Source organism: Parapedobacter sp., from assembly GCF_053550995.1.
In genome coordinates, this window is record NZ_JBMQOC010000051.1 from 38,124 (window position 1) to 52,804 (window position 14,681).

A 14,681-nucleotide genomic window follows, 5' to 3' on the forward strand; every position below is an offset into this window, starting at 1 on the left:
CCCATATTGGGTCTTTAGTAAATCCGTGATGAGTCCGACTTTCTACAAGAAAACATGGACTCACCTTGGACTCATGTCAGACTTACCTTGGACTCACTCCGAACAAGGTATTAAACAGGTACCTGTTTGGTATATGATTGTCGTCATCATGAAGCGGAAAATTTAATTGTGTCAATAATAATCGGTATAATCAAAGATAGAGCTTTTTAGTTAAAAGTAAAAAGCTAAAGTCCAATATTTCGCTAACATCCTACAATAGCCAGCCAATTTGGTATAAAGGCCGGATGGCTTAATGGGGTACTTTTGGGTGTGTCAATTACAGGTTCAACGTTTACTTTCGTATCAAATGAGTGTTAAAAACAAACAACGTATCGTTAACCTTCTGTTGCTTGTAGCTGCTTGCAATTTGTCATCGGCCGCTGGTCAGGAATTGTCGGATTCGATACCACGGCGTATTCTCTTGAACGTGACGGAGGATCTGGCGTCCTCGGTCGCGATTAACTGGCAAACGGCAGGTCAAGTGAAAGAGAGTTTTGCCGAACTCGCTATCGCCGACGCAGATCCCCGATTTGTGTATAAAGCCATTAGGAAAAAAGCAGCGACCGAACCGGTGGGCGTGGGGGATACCGTCTTATCCCATTATCATTCATTGATTTTTGACGACCTTATTCCCAATACAAAATATGCCTACCGGGTCGGTGGCGGAAACCATTGGAGCGAATGGTTCCACTTCGTTACAGCAAGCGATAAGTCGACAGATCCGTTCCAGTTTATCTATTTCGGCGACGTGCAGGTAAATATCCGCTCCCTTTGGTCGCGCGTCGTACGGGAAGCCTTTGCGAAAGCACCGAACGCCCGATTACAGCTATATGCCGGTGATCTCATCAATCGGGCTAATAAGGATGCGGAATGGGCCGATTGGTTTGCGGCGGGAGGATTCATTCACAGCATGATACCTGGACTTCCCTCGCCCGGCAACCACGACCATTTTGACCTGCCGAATGGGGAGAGGGCGGCATCGGTATTTTGGAGGCCCCAGTTTAACCTACCACTGAACGGGCCCGAAGGATTGGAGGAAACCTGTTATTTTGTCGATGTGCAGGGGGTGCGGTTCATATCCCTTAACTCGGACCAAGCCGAAGAATCGGACCGCTACCTGGAGGCCCAACGTGTATGGCTGGAGCATATTTTGGAGCAGAACCCCAATACCTGGACGGTCGTGACCTTCCATCATCCGATCTATTCGCCCAAAGGAACACGGGATAATAAGCGGATGCGGGAGACATTCAAACCGCTTTTCGATCGTTACGGGGTCGACCTCGTGTTGCAGGGCCACGACCATACCTATGCACGTGGCATGGGCAAAATCCCGATGGACAGCAAGGGCAGAGTGTCCGGGACAATGTATGTTGTTTCGGTAAGCGGCCCGAAGATGACGGGTAGCCACGTGGAGAAAAAATCTTGGATGGACCGGTCGGCGGTCTACACCCAATTATTTCAAATCATTGATGTATCGCCCTGGAAATTATCTTTTAAGGCTTATTTGGCCACAGGAGAACTTTATGACGCATTTGATTTGATCAAGCAGGAAGGAACCCGTAATAAATTGGTTGACAGGGTACCGATAGATATGCCAGAGCGCCAATAAAAATGTGCATCTTTATCTTCCGAAATAGACTTGCCGTATGATGAACCGATCGCATAGCCGTTTAGCTTCCTTGGATATCCTTCGGGGATTTGATTTATTTTGTTTGGTCTTTTTCCAACCGGTACTGGCTTCATTGGCCAGGGCAGCCGACCACGAGGCGCTGGATACACTGATGGTACAGTTTAGGCATGTACATTGGGAAGGATTTGTTTTTTGGGACCTGATTATGCCCTTATTTATGTTTATGGCGGGGGTTTCCATGCCGTTTGCATTTCATAAGTACCTCAAGGAAGGCAACAGGAAAAGTTTGTATAAACGGATCCTCAAACGGGTATTGCTGCTGTGGATATTGGGGATGATGTGCCAAGGAAACCTACTTGCATTCGATTTCAGTCGAATTTACTTTTATTCGAATACGTTGCAAGCCATCGCAGCGGGATATCTCATTGCGGCGATCTTGTTGATTAATCTGGGTATCCGCGGCCAATTGCTCGCCACGGTGGCACTGCTATTGGGATATTGGGGGGTTATGACATTCGTCGGTACTGATGGGTATGGAAACGGCGATTTTACACCCGATGGGAATTTTGCGGAATACTTGGACCGGACGATATTGGGTCGGTTCAGGGATGGTGCAGAGGTTACCGAAGCCGGGTTGGATTTTGGAAACTACCGATACACTTGGCTACTAAGTAGCCTGAATTTCGGCGTTACCGTCATGACCGGCGTTTTCGCTGGTCACGTGTTAAAGAGCAGCAAGATTACGAACCTCAACAAAACGGTATGGCTCTTGGGCCTGGGTGCGCTACAGATTGCACTCGGCGTGTTCTGGGGTTTCCAGATGCCCATTATCAAAAAAATATGGACGAGCTCAATGACGCTATACAGCAGTGGCATCTGTTTTGTTTTAATGGCGTTATTCTATTACATGATCGATTACCGCGGGAAAGGGAAATATTTCTCTTGGCTCCGTATCTATGGAATGAACTCGATTTTGGCTTATGTCATGTTTTCAATTATTGATTTCAGTTCGATCATCCATTCGCTGTTTTTTGGTGTCGAACAGTTCCTAGGGGATTATTACCAACCGTTCGTCCGTTTGTGCGGAGTCAGCATCATTTTCATGGTATTGTATTTTTTTGATAAAAAGAAAATGTACCTCAAAGTATAATTTGTATGCAGGCATTTAATTACGAAGACCAAAGCGATTAAAAGATGAAGCAAGAAAACACGAGACAGTCCCTGTGGAACATCATCATACGGATTTTATATTAATGAAGGTTATGAGGCCCATTGTTCAGATTTCATTGGATCTTACGGATATCGAAGAGGCCGTGGGTACTGCCTATCTTGCTTTGGAAGCAGGGGTCGACTGGTTGGAAGTAGGTACCCCGCTCGTCTTGGCGGAAGGCTTGCACGGTGTGCGCCGGTTGCGGAGCGAATTCCCGGGCACGCCGTTGGTGGTCGACCTGAAAACCATGGATGGTGGCTATCTGGAAGCGGAGATGATGGCCAAGGCGGGGGCAACGCACGTCGTGGTGATGGGGAGGGCCCATGCGGAAACCATTAAATGTGTGGTGCAAGCTGGGCATGATTTCGGTATTAAGGTGATGGGGGATAACCTTGCCTGTGATTCCATGGTAGATGGCGCAAAGTTTCTAGAAGATTTAGGATGCGACTACGTCATCCACCATATCGGTTACGACGAGCGGCGGGGGCTGGTTGCGCAAGGCTTGTCGTGCCCGAGTCCATTGACCCAGCTTGCCGAAGTGGTGGAAGCGGTAAATATACCTGTCCAAGCGGTTGGGGGGCTATCCATTGACCAAGCCATTTCATGCCCTTCGCTTGGTGCACCGCTGGTTGTACTTGGAGCTCCCCTCACCATCGATGCCGATGCATTCAAAACGTCAAGCGCCACCGATCTCTCAAGTATATTACGGACCATATGCGAAAATATCCATTCGCAACAAATCAAGAAGAAATATAAACAGCCATGGCTTTTTTATCAGTCGTAAATTTTGATAGCCGGAAGGGCTCCGTAGAACTGCGGAACGTACCTAAGCCTTTGCCGCAGCGGGGCGAGGTTATTCTGGAAGTGAAAGCGGTAGGGGTGTGTGGTAGTGATCTGCACCAATGGACGTCAAGCCATAGCTGGCCCGTGAATTATCCGGTTATCCTTGGCCATGAATTCGCAGGGATAATCCATGAAACCGGCAAGGATGTGGCAAACTGGGAAATCGGCGACCGGGTGGTCAGTGAAACGGCTGCCGTAATCAATCCGGAAAACCCGCTGTCGAAAATAGGCTTGTATAACCTCGATCCTACACGGAGGGGATTCGGTTACGGAGTCAATGGCGCGATGACCAAATATGTTGCGGTGCCGGCCCGTTGCCTACACCGCATACCGGATACGCTCGGGTTCGAGAAAGCCTGCCTGACCGAGCCATGCAGTGTAGCCTATAATGCGGCGGTAAACAATGCCGATATCAAACCGGGGGATCGCGTACTGGTCATCGGCCCGGGCACCATCGGGATGCTCTGCGCGTTGATGGCCCAGCTCAGAGGCGCCGAAGTGGCTATTGTGGGATTGGAAACCGACCGGGTACGGTTGGCGGTTGCGGCGAGCTACGGCATCCAGCCCCTCACGGGTGATGCCGGTGCATGGGCTAGGGAGTTGGATGGGATGGGAGCCGACTGCGTAATCGATTCTGCGGGGATCAGCCATACCCTGCAGCATGCAATCGACTGGGTCCGGCCCAATGGACAGGTCGTCAAAGTAGGGTGGGGGCCGCAGCCCATCGGCTTCTCACTGGACCCTATCGTGCAAAAAAACGTACGTATCCAGGGCAGCTTCAGCCACAACTGGCCCGTATGGGAAAAGGTAATCCGCCTATTGGCTACCGGACGTCTGGACATCAGCAAAATCGTTGGAGGGATGTGGCCATTGGAAGACTGGGAGGTGGCTTTCCGGAAGATGAAGGACGGGGAAGTCATTAAAAGTGTACTGATACCGAAATAAATGACCAAAGGGCGAAATACCATGCAGAACGATTTATTGAGAAACAAGGTAATTGTCATCACGGGCGCCTTTGGCGGAATTGGGCTCGCGATTGCTAAAGCTTGCTTGGATGCCGGAGCACAGGTGCTCCTCCACGGACGTCATGAACGGGACTTAACCAGTGCGTTGGGCTATCTCGATGGCGGCGAGCGGGTGGCACCATACGTGGGTGACGTAACGCGCGATAACTTTGCGGTGGATTTGGTGGAGATGGCCACACGCTATTTCGGCAAAATCAATGGCATCGTAAACAACGCGGCCTACGTTGTTTCATCCCATGTGAACGATACGACACTCCCTTTGTTCCGGGAGGTATTGGAAGTGAATACGTTGGCGCCATTCGCCATCATCCAGGCGGCGTTGCCCCATCTGGCAGAGACCAAGGGCGCGGTGGTTAATATCGGATCGGTCAACGCCTATGCCGGGGAACCAGGTTTACTAGCATACAGCGTTTCAAAAGGTGCGCTAATGACACTTACCCGCAATTTGGGGGATAGCCTGCATAGGGATTTCGGAATACGGGTAAACCAGTTGAACGTGGGTTGGGTGCTGACGGAAAAAGAGCAGGAACGTAAGGTGGGCCATGGTTTGCCACCCGATTGGTATAAACTCATTTCGCCGATGTATGCACCTGCACGAAGGTTGCTGGATCCGATGGAAGTGGCGAATTCCGCCGTATTGTGGCTTTCTGATTCGCTGGGCCCCGTCAGCGGCCAGGCTATCGAACTGGAGCAGCATCCCATCATCGGAAGGAATCCAGAAAAAAATTTAGACGTGCTAGATACCGATTAGCCATTGATTGTATGCCCAAATTAGCTGTATTCCCGAAAGCATTCATGAAAGCGCTTTGCGTCACGGGCGAAATGACGCTCGACGAATGGATCAACTTGGCGTCGATCTTGGAAATCGATGGACTGGAATGGTATGCCGGCTTCCGGGAAATGGAGAATCCCGACAACTGGACCCGTTACCGGGACCGGGTCCGTGATGCCGGACTGGAGATACCGATGATGTGCTGTTCGCCGGATTTTACCCACCCCGACCCAGCATTCCGGAACGAACAGATCGGGCGACAGAAGAAATGGATTGATATGACCCATGCACTAGGTGGCCGCTACTGCCGTGTGCTGTCGGGCCAGCGCTGGCCGGAGCTTTCGGTGCGAGAAGGCGTCAAACGGGCAGTAGATTCGATCCACGAATGTCTCGAATATGCCAGGAAGCTCGATATCACCCTGATCCTGGAAAACCATTATAAAGATGATTTCTGGAAATTTCCGGAGTTCGCACAGAAAGCTGAGGTGTTCTGTCAGATCGTCGATGCAATCGACGATCCCCATTTCGGCGTGAACTATGATCCCAGTAATACTTTCCTTGCCGGTGAGGATCCGTTGGAACTATTGGAGAAGGTGAAATACTGCATCAAAACCATGCATGCCAGCGACCGTTACCTGGTAGGTGGAACTGTTGAGGATCTGCGGAAGATGGAAGATGACAGCGAAGGATATGCCTCGGTGCTGAGACATGGCGAAATCGGCAAGGGCCTTAATGATTACGACGCCATCTTCGCTACCTTGAGCGCTGTCCATTTCGATGGCTGGATCAGTATTGAAGATGGTGTGGATGGCATGGACCAACTGGCAAGGAGTGTGGATTTTGTAAACCGGAAAGTCAGACAATATTGGTAACATCCTATAACATCCCGTTAATTTGATATAGAACGGCAGTATGACCATCATCTATCTTTGTTCCTTGTCAATTCAGGGATTTACAAAGATATCAATGAGTAAAAAACGTAAAGGTTATATTCCCGTCATGTTAACGCCCTTCACGGAAAGCGGAGCGGTTGATTATGATGGGCTCACGAAGCTCACAGCGCTTTATCTCCGGGCGGGTGCCGCAGGTTTGTTTGCCAACTGCCAATCGAGCGAGATGTTTAGTTTGTCGGGCGAAGAACAGCTCGCTGTCGCTAGCCATGTGGTGCGCATAGCGGACGGTGCCGTTCCGGTGGTAGCTACCGGTACGTTCGGTGGGCCGGTGGAAAAACAGACTGATTTTGTGAAACGGTTATATGAAACCGGGGTGGAAGCGGTGATTGTGATTACCAATATGTTGGCCGGCGAATCGGAAAGTACAGCAGCGTTTGATGAGCGATTTGAACAATTGCTGGATGCCACGCCGGGTATTCCGCTCGGGTTCTACGAATGCCCGGAACCCTTTAAGCGTGTATTGACCGCGGAGCAGCTGCAGCGGTTCGTTGGCACGGGCCGGGTAATTTACCACAAAGACACCTGTTTGGATATCCAACAGATCAGGGCAAAGCTGGAGGCGACAAAAGAAGTAGCCGATTTTGGCCTTTATGATGCATATATGGTCCATGCCGTGGAGTCATTGAAAGCCGGTTCCGCTGGCCTTTCGTGCATCCAAGGAAATTACTATCCCGAGTTGGTCGTTTGGTTATGTAACCATTACGACGATGGAAGGTTGGCCGATCAGGTGGAAATGGTACAGCGGTTCTTTATCGACCATATGGATATCATGCATGATGTCTATCCGACCGTAGCTAAATATTTTCTCCAAAAAAGAGGGTTACCTATTTCGACATTCACGCGGAAGGATGCCGGTGTATTCGATGAGACCGTCAGAAAGCGCATGGATTTGTTCTATTTGCAGTTTCGGGAGCTGTTGGAACGGATAGAGTTAGTTCCCAGCGGCGTTACGCTGTAGTATATTTCTTATGAGGCACACCTAAAGGTAAACAAAACAGACGACTATGACGAAGCAAGCAACGATATTGATAACCATTCTCCCAGCCTTTTGTATCAAATGCTCCAGCCCACCCAATAACATTACGGGGCACTTTTACCTACCTCCCAAGGCAGATACCACAAGTGCGGCCTACGTGCGTGGAGAACTCCTTTACCCGTTGGACCACAAACCTACCCCTGAATGCCATGCATCGACGCTGGTCGAAACACCCGACGGTTTGGTCGCCGCTTTTTTTGCGGGTACTTACGAAGGCCATCCCGATGTGGGAATCTGGGTATCGCGCATGGTAGACGGTCAATGGGCTTGGCCGGAAGAAGTGGTAAATGGGGTGCAGAACGATACGTTGCGGTATCCCTGTTGGAACCCTGTTTTGTTTCAACCCGAAGGCGGTGACCTGATGCTATTTTACAAAGTGGGGCCCAGCCCGCAAACGTGGTGGGGCATGGTGATCACATCAAAAGATCATGGCAAAACGTGGTCGGAGCCCCGTAAATTGGGTGAAGATCCGAAGGTAGGTCATCTCCTTGGCCCCATCAAAAATAAGCCGGTCCAGTTGGCGGATGGTTCGGTCATCAATCCAACGAGTATCGAATATCCGAAGAATGACGATGAGGACCAGGATTGGCGTGTTTATTTCGAAATCAGCGAAGATCTTGGGCAGACATGGAAAGTGGTCGGCCCCATCAACGACGGCGTGGCATTTGATGCTATCCAACCCAGCATCCTGACCTACCCAGACGGTAAATTGCAGGTCATCTGCCGCACACGGCAAGATGTCCTTGCCGAAAGCTGGTCGGAAGACGGGGGGCAGACGTGGAGTGAAATGACGGCGATGGCACTGCCTAATCCCAATTCGGGAACCGATGCCGTGACATTGAGCGATGGCCGTCAATTACTGGTGTACAACCACTCCACGAAGCAAGGCGACGAACCCAAGGGAAGGAATATCCTGAACGTAGCCTTATCAGCCGATGGAAAGACGTGGGAACCCGTAATGACATTGGAAAACGAACCCATTGAAGACGGTTATGCTTATCCGGCCGTTATCCAGTCGTCGGATGGATTGGTGCATATTACGTATACCTACAATAGAAGATCGGTTAAGCATGTCGTCATCGATCCAACAGCGCTTTAATGCAACATGCATAAAATAATCGTACCGAATTAAACAAGGGTTAACAAGGGATGGCTTATTTAGCATCCGATGGTAAGGATAGTATATGAAATCAACAATGACTTTGCTTAGAATGATTAGCGGCAAGATACGCTATGGAGGATTATGTTTGGTTGCTTGGTCGGCTGTCTCATTTCCAATGGCCGCTTTTGGCCAAGGAAATTCCCAAGTGACGCCAGCAACGGCATTACAAAACTATCTCGGGAACGGAGACACGTCCTACAAATGGGAAATCAGGGATAGTTTGGTGTCTGATGACGGAACGATTTTCCAGGTATTGCTTACTTCCCAACGGTGGCGTGAACATACATGGGCACATCAACTCAATGTAATTATACCTAAAGACGTGGACTACGACGGGGGATTGTTGTTTGTCAGTAGCGGCCGTATGCAGAAGGGGAATCCTGCCATGCCCGAATGGCACGACCTCGCCACGGATGGCCTTATCCAAGACATGGCCAAAATCGCCGTGGCCAACCGGGCCGTTGCGGCCGTGCTTCGGCAAGTGCCTAATCAGCCGTTTTACAACGGCTTGGTTGAAGATGAGTTGATATCGTACACCTTGCATCAGTTCCAGCAGGATGGCGATTATACCTGGCCTTTGCTCTTTCCGATGGTAAAAAGCGCCGTGCGGGCGATGGATGCCATGCAAGAGATCGCCGCGGGCCGTTCTTCAAGACCTATAGCAAGATTTGTTGTGTCCGGTTTATCGAAACGTGGCTGGACGACCTGGTTGACAGCGTCGCAAGATGAACGGGTGGAAGCATTCGCACCTATGGTCATCGATATCCTGAATATGCCGGTCAACCTCAATTACCAAGTCGAAGTGTGGAAAGAGTATAGCCCGCAAATACAGGATTATGTAGCCCTCGGCCTTGTACAAGACATAGAAAGCGACCGTGGCCGTACACTAGCCCAAATGATTGACCCCTATGCGTACAGGCGGCTACTCAATAAGCCAAAAATGCTTTTCATGGGTACGAATGACCAATATTGGGTAATCGACGCCGTGAAACACTATATCGATAGCATCCCTGGACCGGATTATATTCATTACGTACCCAACGAAGGACACGACCTTGGCGACAAGAAGCAAGCCTTTCAAGCACTTTCGTCCTTCTGGGGTTTTACCTTGCAGGAGAAACCCTATCCAGCTACCGACTACAAAGCAATTGAGCGCAATGGCAAATTGAAATTGAACATTCAGGCTACAAAACCGAGATTGGAAGGTGCGGTTGTTTGGAGCGCTGTTTCGGAAGACCAGGACTTCAGAGATGAGACTTGGGTGAAAGAGGATTTACGAATTGCACACAAACGGAAGTTCAAGGTCACAGCCACCTTACCCAAATCGGGCTACAAAGCGTTTTATGTAGACCTGAAATACCGCGATGCCAATGGAGCGCTTTATACCCAAAGTACGCGGGTTTTTGTCAGCGATAATGAGTCGTTTTTTGTTCATTAACATCAACGCCTCCCGGGGTCGGGGGCGCGCAAGGGGTAAGTTGCTGTCAATTGAAAATTAAATAATTAAAAGATGAAACCGAAAATCGGATTATTCACGTATCTCTTGTTACCCGTTACCGTGGCTTCCTGCACCATGCAGCGAGCCCGGGTAGACAATATCTGGAAGCGCTACCACCATGAGCCGCAAGCGGTATTGGTGGCCGCACACCGGGGGGCGCATGTATCCGTTCCCGAAAATTCGTTGGCATCGATTGACCGGGCGGTGGAAGCGGGTGCACATATCGTCGAATTGGATGTCAGGCAAACCAAGGACGGCATATTCGTGTTGATGCACGATAAGTCCATCGACCGCACCACCACAGGAACGGGTAAAATTAAGGAAAAAACCTACGAGGAGCTGAGCCAAATCAGGTTGGTTCATGAAGGTGAACCTACTGCTTACCGTATACCCACGCTCAAAGAAGCGCTGTTGCGGGCAAAGGACAGGATACTTGTGGATATCGATTTCAAAGCAGAGGGTATGCAGGCACGATTCGATGCCTATCGACAGATTGCCGATCTGGGCGTAACGGACCACATTATTTTTTTCCTTTATGATTATACGGAAATGGCCGCATTGCACGCCTACGATCCGCGTATCAAAATCATGCCCCGTGCCTACAATGCCAACCAATTGGATTCGATCATAAAATCCGACCTTACCGACATCGTCCATATCGACGATTCTTATTACGACGATGGTTTATTCCGCGATATCACCGGGCGTAGCCCGATACGCATTTGGGCAAACGCTTTGGGTGTACCGGATAAAGCGGAGGCAGCTGGTGAAGATGGCTATACCAAGCTATTCGAGCAGATGCCCTATATCAATGTCGTGCAAACTGATTTTCCGGAAAAAATGGTTGAATTTGTACGGCGAAAAGCCGGATCGGAATCAACACTTACCAAATAAACCGACCATGATCGCAAAATGCCGTTTCTTCTGGTTGTTTACTGCATGGGTAACCGCCGGTATGTGGGGGTGTACCCCGGTTCCGGACACACATCGGGATTCCGTGGCGGGCGTGATGGGCGACGTGGTCAGCCGGTTGTATGAGCAGTTGTCGCCAACGCAACTTGATACCATCAGCAATGCCTTCATGCTTGACTTTATCTCGCCGAAGGAGAAGACAATCCTCGCAACAGCCTATTGGAAGTTCGAGGTGAATGTGCCCGCTGTGGTGTCCGTGATGCGGGATACCGCACAACAAGATATTCCTTTTTGGTTGACTGACCAAGGGTTCCGGAAAACCGGACTACAAGTATATAATGAGCTGTATACCTATGAAGTGTGGCAAAAGGAATTTGCGGCGGGTGAGGTGGGACTCGGTATCAACGGATTCGATAAACATCGCCCGGTCTATTTCGTCAGTGTCGCTCCGGTGAACCCGAGGGACACCTTGGAAATCGAGGCGATTTTCCCGCGCAAACAACCCGTCCACATACTGGACAAGGGTGCGTTTACTTACCTGGATTGGGACGGCCTGGTATTGACATCGGTTCCCAGTGAATTGCGAGGCCAACAGCTGTTGCCCACCATACGTGGCCGTGCACGGGAAGCCCATGTAGTGGGAGGCTTTCGGCATACCGATTTTCCTTCGGGAACAGCACCCGATCAGATTACGTTGACACTGCCCGAAGACCCGGCGACCGGAGTGGTCGTACAGTGGCGTTGTGATCGTACCGTAGCCGACTCGTGGATAAAATATTGGCCGGCAAACGCAGCCGATACTATCCGTATCGAAGCGGAGCGCCAATTATTGGAAGACCGGCAATTACAAAATGATCGGTACACCAGCCGCTTTACCGTAACATTAGCGGATCTGACGCCGGGCATGGCCTACCATTACATGGTGGGGCATAGCGATGCGATATCGGATACGTTGCACTTCAGCACCGCGGATGTGGACAATCAGTTTGCATTTACATGGTTTGGGGATGTGCATAACGATGCAAAATGGGGTACGCTGTTGCAGCATGCCCATGGGCGATATCCCGATGCTGCCTTCTACCTCCTGGCAGGCGATCTGGTCAATACAGGCCTGCACGGTGACGACTGGGATGCTTTTTTCGGATATTCGAATGGTGTATTTGGTCGAACGCCACTGATGGCGGTACCCGGTAATCACGACAGCCAGGACGGGCTGGGCGCGTTGCGTTACCAAAGCCTGTTGGCCTACCCCAAAAATGGTCCGGCAGGTCTGCCATCCGGGCTCACGTACGCTTTCCGCTATGAGCATGCCTTATTCCTCATGATCGATGTGGTCAGCTTCTCCGTTGCGGAGCAGACCGATTGGATCGCCCGCCAGTTGGAGGGTACGGATGCCGTCTGGAAATTTGTCGTATTCCACTTCCCGCCTTATACATCCGAGGAACCCTATCCCGATATTATTACGAGCTGGGTGCCGCTTTTTGATAAATATCAGGTGGATATGGTAATGAATGGACACTTCCACTATTACTTAAGGACAAATCCCCTGAAAGGGGGGCATCCCGAGCAAGAGAAAACCGACGGCACAACTTATATCATGTCTGTCGGCACAAAGGGCAAAAACGAATCGGGCCGTATCGAGCCTTACGCAGCAAAACGTATCAATGAAGGATACCTGTATCAGCACATCCGGATTGACGACCGCAAGCTGGATTACGTGTGCCTCGATTCCGCCGGCAACGTACGGGATACCTTTAGCGTGCAAAAATAACGGGTCGTAAAGTTGATTTTATTAGTTAAGGATGAGAAAACTTGCATCGATATTTTTTTGCCTGATGGCCGGTTTGGCACCGGTTGCAGGCCAGGGAGCTAAGGAAGGAATAACGGTTGCTGATTCGGTACTGGTGTTTCCCTTACAGGCGCAGCATGTACATGGAAGCAGTATAGTGGAATTACCGAATGGCGACCTGTTGTTGGCATGGTTCCAAGGAAGCGGAGAACGTATGGCCGACGACGTGCGGATTATGGGGGCACGCAAAAAGGGGAAGGAATTACATTGGAGTGCACCTTTTGAGCTCGCAGATACACGCCATCTGCCCGATTGCAACCCCGTGCTCTTTATGGTGGGTGATAAGCTGTTTTTGGTATGGATTGCCGTACAGGCTAATAAATGGGAGCAATCCTTGCTGCGTCTGCGGTCGACCACTCAATATAGTGGGGAAGGGGCACCAGCATGGGAATGGCAAGATAATATACTCCTTAAGCCCGGCGAGGAATTCGCCGGGGCTGTTGCGGGGGGACTTAAGGAACTTCCACCTACGCATCATGGCTGGTCTGAATACGCTCCGCGGTACGACGAGATGATCATCGAGGCCAGCATGGATATAACGAAGCGGAGTACGGGTTGGATGACCCGTATCAAACCGCTTATTACGGCTGATGGTCGGATTTTGCTGCCGCTTTATTCCGATGGGTTCAACTTCTCCATGGTCGCCATTTCCGATGACGGGGGGATGTCTTGGTTACCAAGCCTACCCATCGTGGGGAGGGGCCCTATCCAACCTGCATTGGCACAACGCAAGGATGGCAGCATGGTGGCTTACATGCGGGACAGTGGCGATGCACCCACACGCGTGCAGGTGAGCGAATCATACGATGGCGGGAGGAGCTGGACCGCCGCTCGCAAAACCGAAATCCCCAATGGTGCCAGTGTAGACGTCGTGGTGCTGGCAGACGGCAGATGGGCGATGCTGGGTAACGATGTTGACGATGGACGGTATCGATTGAGTCTATTCTTATCAACCGATGAAGGAAAGACCTGGCCTGTGAAACATCCCATCGAATACGATGCGTCCAAATCAGATAGGTATTCCTATCCATCCCTTATCCAAGGGCGAGACGGGTTGCTCCATATGACCTACTCCTTCCATCTGGACGATAGCCGGAAAGCGATAAAATATGTTGTGTTGAAGCCCTAAGGAATTACCGCGACGAGAACTGGATTTCATCATTTCAATTGATAAACATGATACGTATTATACCATTTCTACTGTTACTCGCGCTCGGGGTTTCCGCGTGTGATAAATCGACGCAGCGTAAAGATGCCGCTTACGCCGACGATGGTTTTATTCAGGATTACAGTGTGAAATATCTTTTTAGCGCAGATGGTGTGCAACTATGGCGGGCTCGGGCGGACCGGGACGGAAAAATACAATTGCTGGCTTCAGATGGGCTAAAACACTTGCGTGACGGACGTTTCCTGCATCCGGGCAGCGTGGTGACCGATAATACCTACCGGTTTATGTCGGCGAAGTCAATCGTGGATATGGTACTTTGCCAAGGGGAGTTCGTTTATCTCGATAAGCGGGTTGTTTTCAGCAATGCCTGGTCCGGCCGGTTGTTTGTAGAACATCAATTGAATGATCCCACTGTCTTTGCGGGCAACGCTGCACAGGATTTTCTGGTGAGTGACGGGCGTGCAGTACATTTTATCAGGCGTGGTGCCGTGGTATGGAAAGGCCAGATTTCTGGAAATGACATCATAGAAATGGTAGCGCATCCAAAAGATAGTTCACGGTTCTTTTTACTGGCTAAGGACGCC

13 protein-coding genes are annotated in these 14,681 nt (G+C 50.4%); all 13 read left to right on the top strand.

Annotated elements, in window-relative coordinates; genetic code table 11:
- The first annotated feature begins 346 nt into the window (after positions 1 to 346).
- Positions 347 to 1,648 (top strand): metallophosphoesterase, encoded by a 1,302-nt coding sequence (locus tag ACO1NT_RS07340; RefSeq protein WP_449047856.1) that lies wholly within the window; start codon positions 347 to 349, stop codon positions 1,646 to 1,648.
- Positions 1,649 to 1,685: 37 nt separating this feature from the next.
- The gene (locus ACO1NT_RS07345; protein ID WP_449047857.1) at positions 1,686 to 2,819 is read left to right on the top strand and encodes an acyltransferase family protein; all 1,134 of its coding nucleotides are present in this window, start codon (positions 1,686 to 1,688) and stop codon (positions 2,817 to 2,819) included.
- A 112-nt stretch (positions 2,820 to 2,931) separates the two neighbouring features.
- The gene (locus ACO1NT_RS07350) at positions 2,932 to 3,663 is read left to right on the top strand and encodes an orotidine 5'-phosphate decarboxylase / HUMPS family protein (protein ID WP_449047858.1); all 732 of its coding nucleotides are present in this window, start codon (positions 2,932 to 2,934) and stop codon (positions 3,661 to 3,663) included.
- Entirely contained in the window at positions 3,642 to 4,667 is a 1,026-nt protein-coding gene (locus ACO1NT_RS07355; protein ID WP_449047859.1) for a zinc-binding dehydrogenase, read from the top strand. The genes ACO1NT_RS07350 and ACO1NT_RS07355 overlap by 22 nt, the downstream gene beginning before the upstream one ends.
- A gap of 21 nt (positions 4,668 to 4,688) precedes the next feature.
- Complete coding sequence (locus ACO1NT_RS07360; RefSeq protein WP_449047860.1) at positions 4,689 to 5,498, top strand: SDR family NAD(P)-dependent oxidoreductase; 810 nt, start codon at positions 4,689 to 4,691, stop codon at positions 5,496 to 5,498.
- 11 nt (positions 5,499 to 5,509) lie between these two features.
- Positions 5,510 to 6,391, top strand: coding sequence for a sugar phosphate isomerase/epimerase family protein (locus ACO1NT_RS07365; RefSeq protein WP_449047861.1), 882 nt, complete (start codon positions 5,510 to 5,512; stop codon positions 6,389 to 6,391).
- Positions 6,392 to 6,485: 94 nt separating this feature from the next.
- A complete protein-coding gene (locus tag ACO1NT_RS07370; RefSeq protein WP_449047862.1) occupies positions 6,486 to 7,430 on the top strand; it encodes a dihydrodipicolinate synthase family protein in 945 nt (314 codons plus the stop codon).
- A gap of 46 nt (positions 7,431 to 7,476) precedes the next feature.
- The gene (locus ACO1NT_RS07375; RefSeq protein ID WP_449047864.1) at positions 7,477 to 8,607 is read left to right on the top strand and encodes a sialidase family protein; all 1,131 of its coding nucleotides are present in this window, start codon (positions 7,477 to 7,479) and stop codon (positions 8,605 to 8,607) included.
- Positions 8,608 to 8,692: 85 nt separating this feature from the next.
- Positions 8,693 to 10,108 carry a PhoPQ-activated pathogenicity-related family protein gene (locus ACO1NT_RS07380; protein ID WP_449047865.1) on the top strand — a complete coding sequence of 472 codons (1,416 nt, stop codon included), beginning with the start codon at positions 8,693 to 8,695 and terminating at the stop codon, positions 10,106 to 10,108.
- Positions 10,109 to 10,180: 72 nt separating this feature from the next.
- Complete coding sequence (locus ACO1NT_RS07385) at positions 10,181 to 11,062, top strand: glycerophosphodiester phosphodiesterase family protein (protein WP_449047866.1); 882 nt, start codon at positions 10,181 to 10,183, stop codon at positions 11,060 to 11,062.
- 7 nt (positions 11,063 to 11,069) lie between these two features.
- A complete protein-coding gene (locus tag ACO1NT_RS07390; RefSeq protein WP_449047867.1) occupies positions 11,070 to 12,851 on the top strand; it encodes a fibronectin type III domain-containing protein in 1,782 nt (593 codons plus the stop codon).
- 31 nt (positions 12,852 to 12,882) lie between these two features.
- Positions 12,883 to 14,058: a sialidase family protein gene (locus ACO1NT_RS07395; protein WP_449047868.1), complete on the top strand. Its 1,176-nt coding sequence runs from the start codon at positions 12,883 to 12,885 to the stop codon at positions 14,056 to 14,058.
- A 47-nt stretch (positions 14,059 to 14,105) separates the two neighbouring features.
- On the top strand, positions 14,106 to 14,681 hold a 576-nt coding region (locus ACO1NT_RS07400), incomplete at its 3' end, for a hypothetical protein (RefSeq protein ID WP_449047869.1).

What these genes read in the sequence shown, in the direction of transcription:
- ACO1NT_RS07380 (WP_449047865.1), top strand. Translation starts at nt 8,693, where the DNA reads ATGAAATCAACAATGACTTTGCTTAGAATGATTAGCGGCAAGATACGC.
- ACO1NT_RS07355 (WP_449047859.1), top strand. Translation starts at nt 3,642, where the DNA reads ATGGCTTTTTTATCAGTCGTAAATTTTGATAGCCGGAAGGGCTCCGTA.
- ACO1NT_RS07370 (WP_449047862.1), top strand. Translation starts at nt 6,486, where the DNA reads ATGAGTAAAAAACGTAAAGGTTATATTCCCGTCATGTTAACGCCCTTC.
- ACO1NT_RS07360 (WP_449047860.1), top strand. Translation starts at nt 4,689, where the DNA reads ATGCAGAACGATTTATTGAGAAACAAGGTAATTGTCATCACGGGCGCC.
- ACO1NT_RS07350 (WP_449047858.1), top strand. Translation starts at nt 2,932, where the DNA reads ATGAGGCCCATTGTTCAGATTTCATTGGATCTTACGGATATCGAAGAG.
- ACO1NT_RS07365 (WP_449047861.1), top strand. Translation starts at nt 5,510, where the DNA reads ATGCCCAAATTAGCTGTATTCCCGAAAGCATTCATGAAAGCGCTTTGC.
- ACO1NT_RS07385 (WP_449047866.1), top strand. Translation starts at nt 10,181, where the DNA reads ATGAAACCGAAAATCGGATTATTCACGTATCTCTTGTTACCCGTTACC.
- ACO1NT_RS07395 (WP_449047868.1), top strand. Translation starts at nt 12,883, where the DNA reads ATGAGAAAACTTGCATCGATATTTTTTTGCCTGATGGCCGGTTTGGCA.
- ACO1NT_RS07375 (WP_449047864.1), top strand. Translation starts at nt 7,477, where the DNA reads ATGACGAAGCAAGCAACGATATTGATAACCATTCTCCCAGCCTTTTGT.
- ACO1NT_RS07345 (WP_449047857.1), top strand. Translation starts at nt 1,686, where the DNA reads ATGATGAACCGATCGCATAGCCGTTTAGCTTCCTTGGATATCCTTCGG.
- ACO1NT_RS07340 (WP_449047856.1), top strand. Translation starts at nt 347, where the DNA reads ATGAGTGTTAAAAACAAACAACGTATCGTTAACCTTCTGTTGCTTGTA.
- ACO1NT_RS07390 (WP_449047867.1), top strand. Translation starts at nt 11,070, where the DNA reads ATGATCGCAAAATGCCGTTTCTTCTGGTTGTTTACTGCATGGGTAACC.